At 31.3% G+C, this 19,543-nt stretch carries 18 protein-coding genes and 1 tRNA gene; 2 read left to right on the top strand and 17 right to left on the bottom strand.

Features of this window, described 5'->3' with window-relative positions; genetic code table 11:
* Positions 1-84: 84 nt before the first annotated feature.
* The gene (gene aat, locus EAH69_RS12685) at positions 85-723 is read right to left on the bottom strand and encodes a leucyl/phenylalanyl-tRNA--protein transferase (RefSeq protein ID WP_121935583.1); all 639 of its coding nucleotides are present in this window, start codon (positions 721-723) and stop codon (positions 85-87) included.
* 70 nt (positions 724-793) lie between these two features.
* Complete coding sequence (locus tag EAH69_RS12680) at positions 794-1,168, bottom strand: DUF3127 domain-containing protein (RefSeq protein ID WP_121935582.1); 375 nt, start codon at positions 1,166-1,168, stop codon at positions 794-796.
* A 119-nt stretch (positions 1,169-1,287) separates the two neighbouring features.
* Between EAH69_RS12680 and EAH69_RS12675 the strand changes: the two genes are divergently transcribed.
* Positions 1,288-1,369, top strand: a tRNA-Leu gene (locus EAH69_RS12675).
* Positions 1,370-1,671: 302 nt separating this feature from the next.
* Positions 1,672-2,271, top strand: coding sequence for an SOS response-associated peptidase (locus EAH69_RS12670; RefSeq protein ID WP_121935581.1), 600 nt, complete (start codon positions 1,672-1,674; stop codon positions 2,269-2,271).
* Positions 2,272-2,491: 220 nt separating this feature from the next.
* On the opposite strand, the gene EAH69_RS12665 is transcribed toward EAH69_RS12670, so the two are convergent.
* The 15 genes from EAH69_RS12665 to nadA all read right to left on the bottom strand — a co-directional run bounded on the left by EAH69_RS12665 (position 2,492) and on the right by nadA (position 19,462).
* On the bottom strand, positions 2,492-3,607 hold the full coding sequence (locus EAH69_RS12665; protein WP_121935580.1) for a GNAT family N-acetyltransferase: 1,116 nt from the start codon (positions 3,605-3,607) through the stop codon (positions 2,492-2,494).
* A gap of 45 nt (positions 3,608-3,652) precedes the next feature.
* Positions 3,653-4,144 (bottom strand): DUF4833 domain-containing protein, encoded by a 492-nt coding sequence (locus EAH69_RS12660; RefSeq protein WP_121935579.1) that lies wholly within the window; start codon positions 4,142-4,144, stop codon positions 3,653-3,655.
* A 15-nt stretch (positions 4,145-4,159) separates the two neighbouring features.
* Entirely contained in the window at positions 4,160-4,801 is a 642-nt protein-coding gene (locus EAH69_RS12655; protein WP_121935578.1) for a VTT domain-containing protein, read from the bottom strand.
* A gap of 52 nt (positions 4,802-4,853) precedes the next feature.
* Positions 4,854-5,513, bottom strand: coding sequence for a DedA family protein (locus EAH69_RS12650; RefSeq protein ID WP_121935577.1), 660 nt, complete (start codon positions 5,511-5,513; stop codon positions 4,854-4,856).
* Positions 5,514-5,521: 8 nt separating this feature from the next.
* Positions 5,522-5,887: a YraN family protein gene (locus EAH69_RS12645; protein WP_121935576.1), complete on the bottom strand. Its 366-nt coding sequence runs from the start codon at positions 5,885-5,887 to the stop codon at positions 5,522-5,524.
* A 17-nt stretch (positions 5,888-5,904) separates the two neighbouring features.
* The gene (gene upp, locus EAH69_RS12640; protein ID WP_121935575.1) at positions 5,905-6,540 is read right to left on the bottom strand and encodes a uracil phosphoribosyltransferase; all 636 of its coding nucleotides are present in this window, start codon (positions 6,538-6,540) and stop codon (positions 5,905-5,907) included.
* A 4-nt stretch (positions 6,541-6,544) separates the two neighbouring features.
* Positions 6,545-7,483 (bottom strand): S66 peptidase family protein, encoded by a 939-nt coding sequence (locus EAH69_RS12635; RefSeq protein WP_121935574.1) that lies wholly within the window; start codon positions 7,481-7,483, stop codon positions 6,545-6,547.
* Positions 7,484-7,570: 87 nt separating this feature from the next.
* Positions 7,571-10,003: a TonB-dependent receptor gene (locus tag EAH69_RS12630; protein ID WP_121935573.1), complete on the bottom strand. Its 2,433-nt coding sequence runs from the start codon at positions 10,001-10,003 to the stop codon at positions 7,571-7,573.
* A 376-nt stretch (positions 10,004-10,379) separates the two neighbouring features.
* Positions 10,380-12,854 (bottom strand): TonB-dependent receptor, encoded by a 2,475-nt coding sequence (locus tag EAH69_RS12625; protein ID WP_121935572.1) that lies wholly within the window; start codon positions 12,852-12,854, stop codon positions 10,380-10,382.
* 612 nt (positions 12,855-13,466) lie between these two features.
* Positions 13,467-14,315, bottom strand: a complete 849-nt coding sequence (locus EAH69_RS12620) for a hypothetical protein (protein WP_121935571.1) — start codon at positions 14,313-14,315, stop codon at positions 13,467-13,469.
* Position 14,316: 1 nt separating this feature from the next.
* On the bottom strand, positions 14,317-15,102 hold the full coding sequence (locus EAH69_RS12615; RefSeq protein ID WP_121935570.1) for a hypothetical protein: 786 nt from the start codon (positions 15,100-15,102) through the stop codon (positions 14,317-14,319).
* Positions 15,103-15,165: 63 nt separating this feature from the next.
* On the bottom strand, positions 15,166-16,026 hold the full coding sequence (gene nadC / locus EAH69_RS12610; RefSeq protein WP_121935569.1) for a carboxylating nicotinate-nucleotide diphosphorylase: 861 nt from the start codon (positions 16,024-16,026) through the stop codon (positions 15,166-15,168).
* 1 nt (position 16,027) lies between these two features.
* Positions 16,028-16,894, bottom strand: coding sequence for a hypothetical protein (locus EAH69_RS12605; protein WP_121935568.1), 867 nt, complete (start codon positions 16,892-16,894; stop codon positions 16,028-16,030).
* A 1-nt stretch (position 16,895) separates the two neighbouring features.
* Positions 16,896-18,458, bottom strand: coding sequence for an L-aspartate oxidase (gene nadB, locus EAH69_RS12600; protein WP_121935567.1), 1,563 nt, complete (start codon positions 18,456-18,458; stop codon positions 16,896-16,898).
* Complete coding sequence (nadA, locus tag EAH69_RS12595) at positions 18,458-19,462, bottom strand: quinolinate synthase NadA (RefSeq protein WP_121935566.1); 1,005 nt, start codon at positions 19,460-19,462, stop codon at positions 18,458-18,460. The genes nadB and nadA overlap by 1 nt, the downstream gene beginning before the upstream one ends.
* Positions 19,463-19,543 lie beyond the last annotated feature (81 nt).

Here is a 19,543-nt window from a genome sequence, read left to right as displayed (position 1 = left end):
TATTTTACTTTTCTTGCCATAAAAAATGCCCCCAAAAGTGTCTAACTTTTTGGGGGCAGTGTAGTTGAGTGGCTTTTTTATTTCTTATTCTTCTGGTTCTAAATAATTCAGAAATATTTCAGCCGGAATTTCTATTGCTCCTAATGATGCCAAATGTTCTGTAAATACTTGACAATCGATTAATTCATATTTCTTATGATATTTTGCGACAAATTGTATAAAACCAGCTTTTGATGCATTACTTACCTTAGCAAACATACTTTCGCCACAAAAGATATGTCCCATATCTAAACCGTAAAAACCACCAACTAATTCACCATTTTCCCAAACTTCAATACTTTTTGCAATACCCATTTCGTGTAATTTACAATAAGCATCAATCATATCATTAGTAATCCAAGTTCCATCTTGATCTTTTCTTGGTGCCTCTGAACAATTCATAATCACTTCGCGAAAAGCTTTATTTTCTGTAAAAGTGAATTGTTGTGTTCTAAAAACTTTTTTCATGGATTTAGAAACATATAAATTTTCTGGAAACAAAACGAATCGTTCTGGCGGAAACCACCATAAGATAGGATCATCTTCGTTAAACCAAGGGAAAATACCTTTCTTATACGCCAAAATAATGCGTTCTGGAGACAGATCGCCACCAATAGCTATAATTCCTTCAGCTGAAGCTTCGGAATAGTCTGGAAATGTTAAATCTTGACCTAAAAAATACATAGTTTAAAATTAAAAAACGTATCCTAAAGTTAGGATACGTTTTAAATTATATTTTTTGAAAATTTACAAATTAGAATGGTAAATCATCATCGTCAGAAGATCCAAAAGTATCAACTGGAGGAGCTGGTGCAAAGTTATCGTAACCTCCTTGAGCTGGAGCACCCATAGATTGAGCTAAGTTTTCAATTCTCCATCCTTGGATTGTGTTGAAGTATTTTGCTACTCCTTCTGGATTAATCCACTCACGACCACGAATGTTGATAGAAACTTTCACTTCATCACCAGGATTATAAGTGTTTAATACATCTGTTTTGTCTTGTGTAAACTCAATTAAAATATCTTGTGGATATTGTTCTTGCGTCGTTACAACAAATTCTCTCTTTTTGAAACTTGCGGTAATATTTTGAGTTTCAAACACTTTTTTAATTTTTCCTGTAATTTCCATTTTATAAAAGCTTTGCTACAAATTTAATTTTTAAAAAAAGATTAAAAAAATTTATTTGTAAATTTTGTTAGATAGAAATCTTGTGTATATTTGCACCACAAATCAATACAGATTTGCCTGCGGGCGTGGTGGAATTGGTAGACACGCTAGACTTAGGATCTAGTGCCGCAAGGTGTGGGAGTTCGAGTCTCCCCGCCCGTACAACTTCAAAAGGTAACTGAAATTCAGTTACCTTTTTTTATTTCTAATAAATTCTTTCAAACAAAAAAAGCAACCTTACTAATAAAGCTGCTTCATTTATTTCTTAAAATAATTTTCTTGTATTAATTCTTTGGCTTGCGATTAAATACATATAAAATGTAAATAAAAGCAATCACAATCATGATTAAAAATAATATCAATAACGGCATAATTCTTTCTATTTAATATTTAGCAATATTACTGAAATCTATTGAGATTCTTTTTATTGTAAATTTGAAAATTATCATAAATCCTTACTTGCTATGTGTTTTCATCAAAAAATAAATAAAAAACCTGAACAGATTGAAAAGAAATTTAATGCACAGTTTAAATTCTTCCAAGATTATAAACCACAAAATACGGTTAATGGATTTGATTTCCCAAAAACACCTGTTATTAAAAATACAGACAAGTTTACAATAGAAATGTTGCAATGGGGATTGGTTCCTAATTGGGCAAATGAAGAATGGAACAAAGCTTTTACACTAAATGCACGCTCTGAAACCTTAACTGAAAAACCTGCTTTTAGAAACATTACACAAAATAGATGCTTAGTAATTACAAATGGTTTTTACGAATGGCAACACAATGGAAAGATTAAAACGAAATTTGAAATTGGTTTTGATGATGAATTATTTGCCTTTGGTGGTATTTACGATTCTTACAACGGAAAACAATCTTACAGCATTGTAACCACCGAAGCTGAAGGTATTATGAGGGAGATACATAATGTTAAACTTAGAATGCCAATTGCTTTAAAAACTTCTGAAGATATGGAAGCTTGGTTGAATGGAGACCGCATAAAAGGATCATCTGATTTTACTGCAATAAATTTAGAACCTATACAACTGAATTTGTTTTAAATATTAATTAACAGTAAGTTATGTTTTGTTTAATAATTTTTATGTATTTATTTTTTTAATTTTACTACAAAGAATAGGAAAATAGATTAAACATTCTTGAAAATAAAATCGCGCAATAAAATGAAAAAGAAATTGCTGTTGAAAGGTAAAATGAGGAGGAATTTTGATCCAATCTCTTTTTCATAAATTTAAAAGGTCCAAGTTTACACTTGGACCTTTTTTATAGATTTTTTCTGAATGTTTTTCTTTGTTTATGAGTAATTGGATTAAATGCTTTCCAAAGTTGTTGAGCTTTTAAATTCTCTTTTAAGATTGGGTTAGTTTCAATCGTTTCAATTCCTCTTTTTTGATATTTTTCATGCAGTTGCTGAAAAATCAGTGCGTTTATTCCTTTACTTTGATATTCAGGATCAATTCCGATCAAATAAAATTCAGCATGTGTACTAGTTTTCATTACACGCATAAGGTGCCACCAACCAAATGGTAATAAGCTTCCGTTAGCTTTCTTGAATCCTTCTGAAAAAGAAGGCATCGTAATCGCAAAAGCAATCATTTTACCTTCAGAATCTTTTACACAAGAAATAAAATCAGGATGTATAAATTTTAAATATTTCTCTTTATAATGCTCTATCTGAAACTTTTCTATCGGAACAAAACTTTGTAAATCTGCATACGTTTTGTTTAACAAAGCAAACATTTCATCTACGTAAGGCATTAATTCTGCAGTCGTATTAAAATTAAAATTTGATACATTATAACGTTTAGCAATTAAATCTGATAGACGTTTCGACTTTTCAATTTCTATGTCAGAAAAACTAAATTTATACTCTACCCATTCTGCTTCCGGAACAAAACCTAATTCTTGGATATGATTATAATAATATTCGTGATTATAAATACCGATCATTGTCGCTTTATAGTCGTAACCTTGCGTTAACATACCGGCTTTATCCATATTCGAGAATCCCATAGGACCTTCCATATACTCTAAATTATGCTGACGCCCTAAAATTTCAACTTCATTTAGAAGTGCTTTTAAAATCTCAACATCATTATCATAATCTAACCAACCAAATCTAACTTTAGATTTTTTCAATTTATTTACTTCAGTCCAATTTACAATTGCAACAACACGACCTACAGCTTTGTTGTCTTTAAATGCTAAAAGAAATTTAGCTTCAACTGATTTAAAAATATCGTTTGAAGGATCAAAACTTTTTAATTCGTTTTTCTTAATTGGTGGAACCCAAAATGAATTATTCTTATAAATTTGAAAAGGTAAATCAACAAATATTTTCCAATCTTTTGAAGATTTTACTTCTCTTACTTCAATCATCCTGTTAAGTATTATAATAATTGCGTATGAAGTTAATAAAAATTATTAAAGAATAATTTTCTCAACAATAGATTTATTATTTTGATTTTTCCCGTAAACTAAGATATATTCGGCTTTTGCATTGATTCCATTTGACTTAGATTGTAACTTAATAAAAATATGATCTATCTTTATTTTGTGTTTTGAAGTTGTAATTTCAACCCAACGCTTGTCACCATCAGTTTTAATATGTAATATACTTTTCTTTGAGGCTGCTAAAGAAAATTGAGTTTTTGATGCATTAGTGTAGCTTACTCCATAAGCAAACTTTCTCTGTATACCTGTTAATTCTTCTTTTTGAACTTTGTCTTCATAATTAATTCTAAAGACATCTATTGGATCTGATTTATCTCCGCTCCACTCGTATACAAATGTATTATGGTTAGAACTATGCTGAATATAAAACAATAAATCCTCTGTTATTTTAGGTTTTGGATAACCCTCTTGAGCCATTAAAACATTAAAAGATAAAAGCAAAAAGAGTAAAATTCTATTCATATGTTTATAGTTATATTATTGCTGTTTAAATTTAGTTTTTATCCATTCTATACCGATAGGTAAAAGTGAAAAAATTATTATCACAAAAACCATTATCTCAAAGTTATCTTTGACAATTGGAATATTTCCTAAAAAATATCCTGCTAACGTTAAACCAAGAACCCAAATAAACCCTCCGATAATATTGAACTTAATAAACGTAGCATAATGCATTTTTGATATTCCGGCTACAAAAGGAGCTAAAGTGCGTACAATTGGAACAAAACGAGCTATTACTATTGTTTTTGGACCGTATTTCTCAAAGAAACTTTCAGTTTTAGTAATGTCTTTGTCTTGTATGATTCTTTTTCCAAAAACTTCTTGACGAATTAATTTTAAACCTAATACTTTTCCTATCGAATAATTGGTTGTATCTCCCAAAACAGCAGCAATAAATAATAAGATTAAAACAAAGTATATATTAACCTGATTAGGAAAAGAAGCAGCCAACATACCAGTTGCAAATAATAACGAATCTCCAGGAAGAAAAGGCATTACAACAATACCCGTTTCAATAAAAATTAAGCAAAATAAAATCACATAAAACCAATGGTGATAGGTGATTAAAAATTGCTCTAAATACATATCAATATGAAGTAGATAATCTAATATTTCCATAATTAAAAGTATAAAAAAACTCGGTTCAAAATTTGAACCGAGTTACTATTTTTTAAGCTTCTTTTTTCGAGAATTTTTCTTTGTAAATTTCAAATATTAGAGGGAATATAGAAATTACGATAATTGCAAGAACTACTTTAGAGAAATTTTCTTGAACCCATTCCATTCTTCCTAAAAAGTATCCGGCTAAAGTTAAACTTACAATCCAAACAATACCTCCAACTACATTATATGTAATAAATGTTTTGTACGACATTTTTCCGATACCAGCTACGAAAGGTGCCAGCGTTCTTACGATTGGTACAAAACGAGCAATAACAATAGTTTTAGCTCCATATTTTTCGTAAAATTCGTGTGTTTTATCTAAATGCTCTGGTTGAACAAATTGTTTCCCGAAGATTTTTATTTGAACGGCTTTGTAACCAATACTTCGCCCGATGGTATAATTTAAAGTATCACCGAGAATTGCTGCAATAATTAATAAACCAACAATTATCCAAACATTTAAATCATTATCTGGTAAAGCAGCTACCATACCTGCTGCAAATAATAATGAATCTCCTGGTAAAAATGGCATTACAACAACACCAGTTTCAACAAAAATAATTAGGAATAATATAGCATAAAGCCATAATCCGTAGTCGTTAGCAAATTGATTCAAATGTTGATCAATATGCATTACAATGTCAAATAAGTTTAATAAAATTTCCATTATACGTTTTAAAGTTCGATAGGACTAAAAGCTTCTTCGATATGATTAATAAACCATTCAGCCTTTTTCTTTTCGAGTGCTAAAATATCAAATCTAACGTCAGCATTCATATTATTTATCATAATAAATTGATGCGCTGCTGAAATTAATAATTTTTTCTTCTTTTTATTGACAGATTCTTCTGGCGAAAGTAACGGATTGTATGCTCTTGCTTTAATTTCTACAATTACAATTAATTGATTTTTTTGAATAATTAAATCAATTTCTGCTTTTTGATAGATGAAATTTCGAGCTAAGATTTCATAGCCATTCTTTTCAAAATAATCTGCTGCAAAATTTTCAGCTTCTCTTCCAAAATCAAAAGACTTACTCATTTTGCTATTTTTAATAATTACTTAGTTCCGAATAAACGATCTCCTGCGTCTCCTAAACCTGGAACGATGTAACCGTTTTCGTTTAATTTTTCGTCTAAAGCTGCTAAATAAATTGAAACTTCTGGATAAATTGCTTGTACAGCCTCAACACCTTCTGGGCATCCAACTAAACAAGCTAAACGAACAGATTTTGCTCCTTTATCCTTTAAAATTTCAATCGCTTTGATTGCTGAACCACCAGTTGCTAACATAGGATCTACTAAAATCACATCACGAGATTCTAAATCTGTAGGAAGTTTACATAAATATTCTACAGGTTGCAACGTGTCGTGATCGCGGTAAAGACCAATATGTCCAACTTTTGCAGTAGGAATTAAGATATGAATTCCTTTTACCATACCTAAACCAGCACGCAAAATTGGAACGATTGCAATATCATTTCCTTTAATTTTATAACCTATTGCTTTGGTAATTGGAGTTTCAACTTCAATTTCTTCCACTTCTAAATCGCGTGTAATTTCGTAACACATTAATCCAGAAATTTCGTCCACTAATTCACCAAATTCTTTTGTTGTTGTGTTTTTATCACGCATTTGCGTAATTTTCGCTTTAACTAATGGATGGTTAATTACGTGTAAGTTATCTTGTTTCATAATCTTAATAATTGAATTGCAAATTTACTGAATTTGTATCGACTTTTAAATGAAGTTTTTCACCCATTTTCAAAGCTAAATTATGTCCGGTGTGTCCGGCTGGAAATTCAAATACAATCGGAATTTGATATTCCTTCACTAATTCATAAATAACTTCATAGGTTTTAGGATCATAAGAATGATTGTAATTTTCTTTATTTTCTTCCTCTGTATCCATGTGAGTAAAACTTCCTAAAATTAGCCCTGAAATTTGATCAAAAATTCCATTTCGTTTTAAATTCATCAACATTCTGTCCACAGCATACCAATTCTCGAACCAATCTTCTAAAAATAAGATTTTATCTTTCGGTTGAATTGCAGAATTACTTCCTAATAAAGAATAAACTATTGAAAGATTTCCTCCAATTAATTCGCCTTCAGCTTCACCAGTTTTATTGAATGAATTCGAAGTTTCAATATGATAATTTGTTGTTTCTCCTACTAATGCACGATATAAACTTGGGTAAGAATCTGAATGATATGTAACATTCGCTAATTTTTTCGCAGTAACACCATGAATGGTTTGATAACCTAACGCATTGATGTGATTATGAAAAACTGTAATATCTGAATACCCGATTATCCATTTTGGATTAATTGTAAATTGTTCAAAATTTAATAAATCAATTATCTTAACCGAACCATATCCCCCACGTGCACACCAAATCGCTTTAATTTCTGGATCATCTAATGCCCATTGAAAATCGGTTGCACGTTGTGTATCAGTTCCTGCATACGCATATCCTAAATTAAATGATTCGTAAATATTTTTTCCTAAAACAGCTTCAAATCCCCACGAATTAATCAAAGCTATTGCCTCATCCAATTCGCCTTTTAACATTCGTTTTGCTGGTGCTACAATCGCTATTTTATCTCCTTTTTTTAAATAAGAAGGTTGTATCATTTTAATAAATAATTTGAGTAAAGTTAAACACAAAAAAAAGACGAACATCAAATGTTCGTCTTTTTATATTATGATTAAAATAACTTATTAGAAAGTTAATCTAACTGTTGCATTCCAAGTTCTTCCGTATCCGAAGTAAATTTGGTTGTTTACATCAATTCCTTTGTAAGTTGTACTGTTTTCAGTTGCCTGAATGTTTGTACTAGCTTCTTGGATGTAGATGTGGTTTAATACGTTGTTTACATTGAAACGTAAAGTTAACTTGTTCGTATCAGTTAATTTAGTATTCCAAGTAACACCAGCATCCATGATGTTGTAAGATGGTAACTTTAAGTTTCCGTTTGCTTGGTTTACACGAGAACCGTATAAATCTCCGTTGTAACGGTAATCAGCATCAAAAGATAATCCACGTAAAACTTCGTAAATAAATCCAGCTCCTAATTGAGTTTGTGCAGAATCACCAACTTTTAAACCATCAAAGTTTTCTGATCTCGGAGTTCCAACAACATTTTGAGCTTCGTCATAGTTAGTAACTAATGAGTTTCCTTTGTATTCCCAGTTTCCGATAGATCCGAAACCTGTTAATGTTAAGTTACGCATTGGTTTGTAGCTAACTTCTAACTCAACACCTTTGTGCTCTTGTTTTACACCACGATTTACAGTGTAAATGTATTGATTTGTTAAACCAGGGAAGTTTGGATTTCCGTTTTCATCGATAAATTGACTAGATGAAGTGATACGGTTTTCCCAAGTTGTATAGTATGCATTTAAGTTAGCCCAGAAGTTTCTAGCTTTAAATTTGTAACCAGCTTCTAAACCTAAGATTTCTTCATTTTTAGCGAATGGATTTACATCATTCTTGTAGTTCATGAAGATATTGTTTTGGTATGGTTGACGAGAATAGAAACCAGCATTTGCGAAGACTTGGTGGTTTTCTGAGATTCTATAACTTGCACCCCCTTTAATGTTGTAACCAAAGTTATCAACTTTTTCAGATTTTTCTTGACCAGCTTCGTAGTTGAAGTAATCTAAACGTTGATTTGTTTGTTGAGAAACAGACCCTTGAACGAAAGCAGTAACTTTATCAGCAGTATACTCGAATTGAGCGAATAATCCACCGTAGTTAACGCGTTGTTTGTAATCCCATCCAATTTTATCCTCAGCATTTTCAGCAAATCCGTTTAATGCTTTCCATGGATTAGTAGAGAAAGTACGATCTACTTGGTAAGAAGGATTTTGTTTGTTTACAGTTTCTGTAAAGTAATCACCTCCTAATAAATTGTTTAATTGACGGTTGTGTTGTCCTTCGTAAGTTCTTAAATCGAAACCAGCGTTAAAACTAAAGTTATCGTTGAATTTGTGATTTAAGTTAGATACTAAACCAAACCATTGGTGGTTGTTTACAGAAGATTGGATACGACCTTTAGCCTCTCCTCCTTCAGCAATTTGACGATCAAAAATTGTTTGTAAATTTCTTTGTCCAGTTAAAGCATCTTTTCCTGTTCCAACAGAAGCAGATCCTCCTCCTCGTCCCCAAGAAGCGTATAATACTGTAGATAACGAAGTTTTATTAGAAATATCCCAATCCCAGTTTAAGTTAGCTACTGGCTTGTGGTAGTAATTTCTTCTTTCATTAACTTCTTTACCGTTTAACATACCCCAGTTACGGTTGTATTTACGTCCGTACTGTAATAAATCAGCAATTGTGTTAGCCGAGTTTTGGTCGTGCCATTGTGGAGCACCAGTTAAGATAAAGTTGATTGTATGATCTTGAGATGGTTTGTAACCTAAAGAGATAAAGTAGTTTTGACCTTGACCTTTAGTTGCATCGTTGTAACCGTTACCTTGCCAGTGAGACATCATAACAGAAACACCAAATTTATTGTTAATTAAACCTGTATTGTAACCTAAAGTTGTTTTGTAATAGTGGTCATTAGCAACACCTGTTGTTAAGAAACCTCCTTGCTTTTTATCAGTAGCTTTTGTTACGAAATTGTAAGTACCACCAACTGAAGAAATAGCTAATTTAGAAGATCCTAAACCACGTTGAATTTGTACAGCACTTGCGATATCAGATAATCCTGACCAGTTAGACCAATATAATGAACCATTGTCCATTCCATTAATTGGCTGTCCGTTAAATAAAAATGCTGTATTAGATTGATCGAAACCACGTGTAACTACGCGAGACTCTCCGAAACCTCCTGATTGACCTGCTACATAAACAGATGGAGTATTAACGAAAGCTTGAGTAATATCTGCTGCTCCAACTTTGTTTTCTAAAACATCTTTTCTAATTGTTGTTGCTGCGATTGGTGTTTTACGATCATCTTGTAAATCGATTACTCCTTTTCCAACGATTAATGTTTCAGCTAAAGATACATTTTCCTCCTCTTCAAATAATACAACTTCATTTTGAACTTTAGTTGAATCAACTGGTTCAACTACTTGTGCGAAAGTATGTGATGCCGTTAAGGCAAAAGCTCCTACTAATAAAAGCTTCATTGAGTTTAACCTCATCTTGAAATAGTTTAATAAGTTTACTCCTGCAAAGGTGAGAACTTATATTTTTGATTAAATCTATTTAGAGAACTAATTCTGCATAAATATAAATTTCAATATTATCTATCAATAATTAAACAACTCGCATTAATATTAAAAACTAATTAAATAAATAACATAAATATTCAATATTAATGTATCATTATAATAAATGAAATAATAGTTTTTAGATAAATAAAATTAATATTTATTCATAATGTATACTTAATTTATTCTTAACACCCAATTATTTAGAACCAGTCTAAGTAAAATAGCTAATAAAATCAATATCAAAATAAAAAAGGGCGAACTAAAAAGTTCGCCCTAAAAATATATTAAGAAAATTTATTTCTTATTAGAAGCTGTAAGTTACACCTGCAGACCAAGTTCTTCCAACAGCATATCCAATACCGTTACGGTCAATTTTAGACACGTATTGATCGTTGAATAAGTTTCTTACGTTACCTCTAAACTTGATCTTTTGAGATCCAATTTTAAAGCTGTAAGTTAAACCTGTATTAGCTCTTACGAATGGACTGATTCTTGCCGCTTGGTAAACCTCACCTTTTTCAGCAGAAGCAATAACATTCTCTGGATTAACTTGTCCGTAAAGACCTCCATTGTACATGAAATCTACATCCCAGTATAAGTTACGTGTAAAGTTAACTTTTGTTCCTAAACCGAAAGTTACTTGTGCAGCTTCACCGATATAAGATCCAGTTAAATCAACCTTACCACTTTCGATTACTTCATTTGTATCAGTATACATTGTTTCAAATGGTGTTTCTCCATCATATTTCCAATCACCTACAGATAAGAAACCGTACATTCCGAATGCTTTAGATAATTTAGCATCGAAATCAACCTCGATTCCTTTATGTACTTGTGTAACATCTGTGTAAGAAGTATAAATTGGTAATTGTGTAACTTCTCCTGCATCATTAACACCTCTAACAGTTCCAGACATTCCTAAGAATCTGTTCCCCCAAGTTGTGTGGTATGCATTAACGTTAACTCTTAAGTTACGAGTTTGGTATTTGTATCCAATTTCGAAACCTGTAATTTCTTCGTTGTCAATACTTGGTTTACGTAAATCAACTTTATTATATTCAAATACGTTATCTAAGAATGGTTGACGAGAATAGCGACCTGCGTTAGCGAAAACTGTATTTTCCTCATTAATTTGGAATGCAGCACCTCCTTTAACATTCCATCCTGTTTTATTTACTTTTTCAGAAGCGGTTTCTACACCACCATAGTTCCAAGTATCAAATTTTTGGTAGAATTGATTAGAAACAGCTCCTTGAGCGAAAACTGAGAATCTTCCTGTTGTATACTCAACTTGTCCAAATACACCTTGATAATTAATATCTTCACGGTAATCTCTACCAGTTCTTTGAGATTTATCAGCTGAATTGAATAATGCAGACCAAGGATTTGTACTAAATGTTTCAGTAACTTGTTTTACTGGACCTAATACATTAGTTCCATTAATTTTAGTATAATCTTGCCAAGTAGTTAATCCAAATAAATTATTCATTTGTTGGAAGTGATATCCTTTGTACATACGGATATCAGCTCCTAAATTAAATTGCCATCCTGTTTTAGTATCGTAGTTGAAGTTTGTTACACCTCCGTACCAAAAGTGGTTGTTAACGGATGTTCTTATAGCTGCACCCTTACTTTGAGTTCTATAAGGATTTGAATTTGTTGGAGAGTGGAAGTAACCTCCAAGACCATCAGCTTGTTGAGCATTAATAACTGAGAAGTTATCAAAGTTAATCATTCCATTAACTTGGTTAGATGAAGTTTGACCTTGACCTCCTGTACCACCTCCTGTACCTGTAGAAGCATATAATACTGTAGATAAAGACGCATTATCATTAATTGTCCAATCCCAGTTTAAGTTAGCTACTGGTTTGTGGTAGTAGTTAGTTCTTAAATTTTTCCCCTCACCGTTTAAATAACCATATTGATTATTATATTTTTTTCCGTATCCAAATTGCTCAGCTGTAGCCCATTGAGACTCACTCTTTGTAGAGTAGTTTTGTCCGTGTTCTTGTGGAGCACCAAAGATCATGAAGTTAAATTGATGACGCTCGTTTGGTTTGTAACCAACAGAAACGAAATAAGCTTGTCCTGAACCGCTAGTACCCATTGCATAACTTCTGTGTGCTTGCCAGTGGTTAAATAAAACAGAAGCACCCCATTTTCCTTTCATACCTGTATTGTAAGCAATAGTAGCTGATTGATAGCTATCATTACCAACATTATATCTTACATAACCACCTTGTTGTTTATCAGTAGCTCTTGTAACCATGTTTACAGTTCCACCAACAGATGAAATTGCTAATTTAGAAGAACCTAAACCACGTTGTACCTGTACAGCGTTTGCAATTTCAGCTACAGCAGACCAGTTAGACCAGTATAAGTTACCGTCTTCCATACCATTAATTGGCTGTCCGTTTAATAAGTAAGCTGTATTTTGACTGCTGAATCCACGTAAGAACATTTTAGAATCACCAAAACCTGATGATTGATCTGCTACGTAAACAGATGGTGTAGTAGTGAAGATTTCTGGAAAATCAACATTTCCAGATGCTTTATCTTGAATTGCTTCTTTAGTAATTGTAGAAACCGCTACCGGAGTTTTACGATCTTCTACTAAATCGATTACCCCTTTACCAACAATTAAAGTTTCTGTTAAAGATACATTTTCTTCGTTGTTAATTGAAGTAGAATCAATTGGCTCAGTTACCTGACCAAAAGACATTGTTGCTGCTAAAGCAAAAGCTCCTACGAATAAAAGCTTAGTTGAGTTTAACCTCATCTCTTGAAATAGTTTTAAAAGTTTACAAAGCAAATTTCGAGATTATAGATTATTAAATCCTTATTTTAATATTAAAAAATTGTAATGTTTAAAGTGATTTTTGGCATTGATTTTTAATTCTCAAAAAAAATGATGTTTTTTTATCAATTTAATAATTTACAATCAAATATAAACAATATAAATTAAGAATTTAATAACGAAAATGTAATTTTATTAACCTATTAAAATAGTGGAGTTTAAGAATTTTATCCTTTTTTTCGATGAATTATCACTTTTTTAATAAAAGTTTAGAAGATTATTCAGTCTGATTTTAATTATTTAGAATCAGTCTAAGAGATTTTGAGCAGAATTATATATGTTAACAAAATCTTAGAATAGAAATATATTTTCTATATAGTAATTAAATAATGAACACTTTAAAGCATTCAAAATATACCTATTCAGAAAATCATTTCTAAACTAAAATTATATTAATCTCATAAAAATTGAGAGGATGTAAACTAATAATAAACGAAGCAGAATGCTCCTGTACTATTCAATGGTTTCATAAATTTAGACTCTTTTTTCTAATAAACAAACCATAAAGACAAATTTTATGAGTTTTTTATCACTCTATTTTCGGGTAATCCAGGCATAATATGGCGATTCAATAAAGTCTTTAAGCGAAGTGTATTTTCTTAACTGCTTTATCTTCTTCTTTTTAACTTCTGAAACTATGAAAATTGTATAAAAATCTTTTTGATGAAAAATATTTTTACTTTGTAAGATTATTTTAACATCTTGAAAATCAGATTGAGCTAAAGTCACTAATTCATCTTTATCTTGGATCAAATCTTTATACGGTAATGTATTCTTTAATTCTTGCACAGAATTATATTTTCCTAGATAAAACGGTTTAACGCCACCAATTTCATACACTTTTATATTTTTATCAGGTGTCAAAACCACTTCAAACGTTGTATTTTCGTCTTTCAAAATAGAAATTAAACGATTTTCAGTTTCAATTACTTTATTCGATAATTTAAAATTTACTGGAAATGAAGATGAAACTGCTAAAGGCTGACCATCTTTAGTTGATTTAGAAGGAATAATTTTCAATCGTTTTCGCTCTAATTCATTTACCATGTCAATAAAAGCTAAAACTGTGTATTCTTTATAAATTGGATTATTAGATTCTATTTGCTTTAACTCTAAATTTCCATCAGGTTGTATTGTAAATTTTAAATTTGCTGCTGCATCTCCAATGTTGAGATATTCGAACGAATCGACATAATTTTGTAAATGTCGCGTATAATTAGAAGTTAAATTCTTTTGAAAGCATGCAAACTGTTCTTCTCTTTCCTTTATCTTTTCGCATCCAGGAAAAATTGCAACCGTAAATTCGTTTGCTTGGGATGTTGATTGAGCAATAGCAGAAGTGAAAAATAATAAAGTTGATAGAAATGAGAAGATTTGTTTCATTTTAGTAAATATATTTTGATTGTTCTGATTTTAAGAATTTATCCATTGTATTAAACTCCTTTAATAATACTTCATTTTCGTAATATGAAATTTTAAATTTCTCTTGCTGATTTTTGAAAACATTTTCTACTTCTAATTTTACCTTTTTACCATTTACATTTTTTTCAACAATAAGATTCTTTGATTCTAAAGTCAAAGGTTTTAAAACGTCTACTAAATAAAACTCCATGATTGAATTTACTGTTCGCACCAACTCTTTGTCTTTATTATATATATTAAAAGTAAAATCTTTATCTAATCGAACGATATAATCCCCATTTTGTAAAGTAAAAAGTATTGGCTTCTTATCTATATCATTAACTAAAAGTTCCTCATTAAGATATTTAAGAGGTAAATTAAAAGCTAAAATTGCAGGTTTTCCATCTTGTGATTTTGCAGGTACAATTTTTTTCTTTGTATAATCTTGTATTTTATTAAAAAAATCAAAAATACTAGTTGCAAGATTATTCACTAATACAGATTGCTTATCAGAAGATTTATACTGATATTCTCCCGCGATACCAATTCGAAAGTTAACAGATTCTTGTACCGAACCTAATCTAGAGTAATTATTAAGATTCCTATATAGATAAAAGTAAGATTGCAACAACTCAACAGTATATGTATTAAAACACTGTATACGTTCAGCCTTTTCAGAAAATTGTTCGCATCCTGGCGCAATTGGATATTGTATTTGCCCGAAAGTAATTGTAGTAAAAAAAGTTATTAGTAGAGTAAGTTTTTTCATGTTATAAATATCGAAAAAGTTCATAAAAAAAAGGAACATTCTAATGAATATTCCTTTAATAAATTATTTTATTGCTTTTAAACTTATATCGAAATTTGGAGCTGAATGTATAATTGCACCCGAAGAAATAAAATCGACTCCAGTTTCTGCAATCGCGCGAACCGATTCTTTTGTAATTCCACCCGAAGCTTCTGTTTTTACTCTTCCTCCAATAAATTCAACTGCTTCTTTCATTGTTGTTAAATCAAAATTATCCAACATAATAAAGTCAACTCCTGCAGCTAAAGCTTCTTTCACTTCATCCATATTTCGCGTTTCAACTTCAATTTTTAAATCTAAATTATTCGCTTGTAAATAGGCTTTTGTTTGAACAACAGCTTTCGTTATATTTCCGCAAAAATCTACGTGATTATCCTTTAACATCACCATATCGTACAATCCAAAACGATGATTTTCTGCACCACCAATTTTCACTGCCCATTTTTCAATCATACGGAAATTTGGCGTCGTTTTTCGTGTATCTAAGATTTTTGTATTAGTTCCTCCTACCAATTTCATCATTTCGTTGGCATAAGTTGCAATCCCCGACATGCGTTGCATACAATTTAAAGCCAAACGTTCGCACGTTAAAATTGACTGAGCAGAACCTTTAATCTTAAAAGCTACATCGCCATATTTTACCTCATCACCATCGTTCATAAATTGTTCAACTTGTAAATCAGGATCAAATGTGTCAAAAATGATTTTTGCTAATTCAATTCCAGCAATAATACCATTGTCTTTTACTTTTAATTCAGCTTCCTGAATTGCTTCATAAGGAACCGATGCTAATGTCGAATGATCGCCATCGCCAACATCTTCTAAAAAAGCTTGACGAATAAATTGTTGTAATTTTTGTTCTGTTATATAATGTGGAAATTCCATGTTATCTATAAGTTAGTTTTGCAAATTTTGATTGATTAAATTCTTCTTTTGTTTTATACGAATAATATTCGGCCCAAGTATCTTTTTCTTCACGAATAACTTCAATTAAAACTTCATCTTCTGGTTTATTACTAAAGAAATTTTTCATCTGAATAATATATTCTTTCCCTTCCAATTCACCTTTTGTAATTAAAGTATTTCCTGACGAAAACGCTTCATTAATTTTAGTTGCATAAGGTTCTACCGTTGCTAATTCGAACAAATTATTGTATTTTCCTAAATAGAAATTTCTTCCATTTTTGTCTATTCCAATCGTACGAATTACGTTTTCTTTATTCAATCTAATTTCTATTATTTCATCTTCGAAATCAATTGTAAAAAGTACTCGCTCGAAGGCTGGAATAGAAGTATAAATTGTTTCGTCAAATTCAGAATCAAAACGAACCGGAATCGTCATAAAAACATCCATAGGATCTCCTTTTTGATCTAATCCTGGCTGAATAGTAGCTTCTAATTTGTCTAATTTATTTTGAATCATCACAATACTTGACCAAACAAAACTATTGAAAATTGGATTAGCTCCGTCGACATTAATATCTCCGAATTTCCCTTCTTTATCTATCTTGAAACGTAATTTAGAACTTGTATCACCGATGTGTAAATAATCTGCAATGTTCGAAAAGAATTCAATTTCATTAGCTATCGCTTGATTAAACGTTTCGTTAAAACATTTTTTTACCTCATCATTCGATTTAAAATGTTCACAACCTACAAAAACAGGCATCTTATCAACTTTTTTGACTTGTTGTGCATGTACACTTGTAAAAGCTGTAAATAGAGCAATAAATGCCAATTTCTGTAATTTCATTTTATAAATCTTTATTGTAAAAAGTTCCTTTATTTTCTTTTTGATTGATACTTTGCTGAATGATTAATTGCGCCACATCAACCAAATTTCTAAGTTCTAATAATTTTGGTGAAATAATAGAGAAGTTATAAATCTCTTTCACCATTTTTTCTATCTCATTGACACGAATTTGAGCAATTTGTAATCGTTCGTTACTTCGAACAATTCCGACCAATTCACTCATCATCGCTTGTAATTGTTTACGGAAATATGAAATCAAAACGAGCTCTTCTTGTACTTTCATTCCTTCAGCATTCCATTCTGGAAAATTAAAGTTAGATATAGAAAAGTCATTTTTGTCTAATTTTTCAATCGCATCCAAAGCTGCACGATGACCAAAAACCATTGCTTCTAATAACGAATTTGATGCTAAACGATTCGCTCCGTGTAAACCTGTATTTGAACATTCGCCAACAGCAAAAAGATTTTCAATCGAAGTTTTTCCGTCTAAATCGACATCAATACCTCCGCATAAATAATGCGAAGCCGGAACAACCGGAACCAATTCGGTAAACATATCATATCCTTCGTATTTACATTTTTCGTAAATATTTGGGAAATGTTCTAAGAATTTTTTTTGATCTAAATGACGACAATCGATGTATACGAAATCATCACCTCGCAATTTCATTTCGTTATCAATTGCACGCGCAACAATATCACGCGAAGCTAATTCTTCACGTTCATCATATTTATGCATAAACAATTCACCATCCGAAGTTCTTAGTTTTGCTCCAAAACCACGAACAGCTTCAGAAATTAAAAATAATTGTCCGTCCATTGGCGAATAAAAAGCTGTGGGATGAAACTGTATAAATTGCATTCCTGAAACTTTTGCTTTTGCACGACGCGCTAATCCGATTCCGTCACCTGTTGCAATAATAGGATTGGTTGTATTTTTATAAACATGGCCAACTCCACCAGCTGCTAATAAGGTAACTTTAGCCAAATGACGAATTACTTTTTGCGATTCTAAATCTAAAATATAAGCTCCGTAACAAGTTGTTTCATCAGCAAAATCACGATTCAAATGATGTTCAGTAATTAAATCTACAACAAAATGATGTGTCAATATTTCGATATTTGGATAGTTTTTGATCGCTTCTAACATCGCGCGTTCAATTTCCCAACCCGTAATATCTTTATGATGAACAATTCGGTTTTCGGTATGACCACCTTCTCGGCCTAAATCGTAAATTCCTTCCTTATTCTTATCGAAACGAACGCCCCAATCTACAATTTCTTTGATACGTTCTGGCGCTTCTTTCACAACTGCTTCTACAGCCGAAAGTTTACACATCCCATCTCCAGCAATCAACGTATCTTCTATATGTTTCTCGAAACTATCGTTAATAAAATCTGTAACTACAGCAACACCTCCTTGTGCATATTTGGTATTTGTTTCATCTTGATTCGCTTTAGTTACAATCGTAATTTTTGCATCAGGATGCTTAATTGCAATTTTTAAAGCGTATGATAAACCTGCAATTCCAGAACCAATGACTAATACATCTTGAATAGCCATTATTTTATTTTTTCAGATAATTCTAACATTCGATTAATCGAAGACAAAGCTTTTACGCGTAATTCTTCTTCGATCTGAATTTCTGGTAATTCGTATTTCATACATAAATATAACTTCTCTAAAGTTGATAACTTCATGTAAAAACATTCAGAACAATTACAAGATTCGTCTTGAACCAATGCTGGAATTAATTTTTTATTTGGAGCTAATTTTTGCATTTCGTGCAAAATACCTTCTTCCGTTGCTACGATAAATTCTTCAGCCTCATTTTCTACCACATAATCTAACAAACGAGAAGTTGACCCAATAAAATGAGCGAATTTTAATAAATCTTCTTGCGCTTCTGGATGTGCGATTAATTTTGCGTTAGGATTTTCTGCCATTTGTTGAGCAATTCTTTCTAAAGAAAAAGCTTCGTGTACAATACAAGCGCCATCCCAAAGAATCATCTTTCTATTACAAACCTGATTTAAGTAACGACCTAAATTACGATCTGGCGCAAAAATAATTTCTTGCTCTTCTGGTAACGAATTGATAATTGCCTCCGCGTTAGATGAAGTAACAATAATATCAGATTCAGCTTTTACACCCGCATCACAATTAATATAACTTACCACAATTGCATTTGGATGTTTTTCGCGTAAACCACGTAAACCTTCTGCCGAACAAGAATCAGCTAAAGAACAACCAGCTTTTGTATCTGGTAAAACAACTTTTTTTGTTGGATTTAAAATTTTAGCTGCTTCTGCCATGAAATGAACTCCACAGAAAACAATCATATCTGCTTCTGTTTTTGCTGCGGCACGAGCTAATTGTAAAGAATCCCCTAAATAATCAGCTAAATCTTGAATTTCGCCTGATTGATAATAATGAGCAAGAATTACTGCATTCTTCTCTTTACGAAGTTTATTAATTTCTTCAACTAAGTCAATCCCTTTCGGAATTTCTACGTTTAAATATCCTTTTTTATCTAAATTTTCAATCGCCTGATCTAAAGTAAGCATAGTCTTTATATAGTTATTATAATGGAAGTGATTTTAATTCCAATAAATTCATTTTAAGTACCAAAAATAACGATTTTCAAA

Origin of the sequence: Faecalibacter macacae, from assembly GCF_003687725.1 — a bacterium.
Classification (GTDB): Bacteria; Bacteroidota; Bacteroidia; order Flavobacteriales; family Weeksellaceae; genus Empedobacter; species Empedobacter macacae.
Note: the sequence above shows the minus strand (reverse complement) of the source record. Positions and strands in the feature narration are given on the sequence as shown.